We start from the raw sequence: 1,180 nt of genomic DNA on the forward strand, positions 1-1,180 counted from the left end.
TACGGGACGATCGTCCTCTCGGCACCGCAGGGATTCGAGTAGACGATGATGATTCGAAGGCGTCCCGTTAGAGGGCTGCGAGGAATTCCTCGCACGCGATGCTAGCCCGGCACTTGCATCACTGCTAGGTTTTCACCACCCGAAGGAGACCAAAACATGCCCGACCTGACGTCTGTCCCCTAGCCGTGGAAGCCACTGATGCCGGAAGCTGATGTTTGGAATCTAGATGAGCGCCACAGGGCGCCCCTATTCCATGAGGCTGCGGCAGAACAAAAATCCGCCTTCGGCAGGAATGCGAAAAATATACCCATCAGCGGGAGCTGGATGCTACTTCCAGCGTGAAAATGAACTTCTAGTGAGACACCGAGGAGAAGTCCTAGTCCGATATCCAATGGCAAAGTGAGAATCACTGGTCATGCGTCAGATCGAGGGGAAATGAGTGGACACGGAGAAGATTGTCGACCTCCTGGTGAAAGAAGCTCAAGATCAGGGAGTGCGGCTGACGACGTACTTGGTTCTTGGGGAGCGTGTTCTCACGATGGGAGTCACCCTCCTGGCACTTCTTGGGACCCTAGTTGTGATTAATGGACAGTCGTACGTGTTGATAGGTGGTCCATTCGCATTGTGCGTCCTTGTAACTTACGTCCTGCATCTGAATACTGAAGCCGTTTCGCTCGGAGGTTACAAGTCGGCATTGGAAACGGAAGTGAACCGTCGGGTAGGAAGCCCGGTTCAGTTTTGGGAAAGCCAGATTGCGCATAGACGCCACGTGGATATTTCCACTTTCGCCTTTCGCCTTTCGCTAAGCTTCCTCTTCATCTCTTCGTCGGTAGTCGCGATTCACCAGGCCCTCCGAACCAACGAGGTTGGGCAATGGGGACACTCCTATTCATCATGGATCATTACGTCAACGATCCTTTCCATCTTGGTTGGATCTCTGCTGGTGGCCATCTCGTTCCACAATGAGCTTGCTTCGCACAGAAGGACTCAACGGCTGAGTGAAGAAATATTCGAGACGAACGCTTTTGCACAAGAGTCGAGACATCCGCATTATTTGGACGAAGTTTTGGATGGGCCCGAGACGACAGCTTGACGTAAGCGTCAGGTGAGCTTCCAAGTCGATCGCCTCGGAGTTCGCCGCCATACTCGAATCTCACGGCGACAAGGAGGTTGTGGGGGA

The 1,180-nt window shown here is 53.4% G+C and carries 1 protein-coding gene; it reads left to right on the forward strand.

The window, feature by feature from the left end; genetic code table 11:
- Window positions 1–439: 439 nt before the first annotated feature.
- The gene (locus JF66_RS20455) at window positions 440–1,093 is read left to right on the forward strand and encodes a hypothetical protein (RefSeq protein WP_035880772.1); all 654 of its coding nucleotides are present in this window, start codon (window positions 440–442) and stop codon (window positions 1,091–1,093) included.
- Window positions 1,094–1,180 lie beyond the last annotated feature (87 nt).

This window comes from Cryobacterium sp. MLB-32 (assembly GCF_000738085.1).
Classification (GTDB): Bacteria; Actinomycetota; Actinomycetes; order Actinomycetales; family Microbacteriaceae; genus Cryobacterium.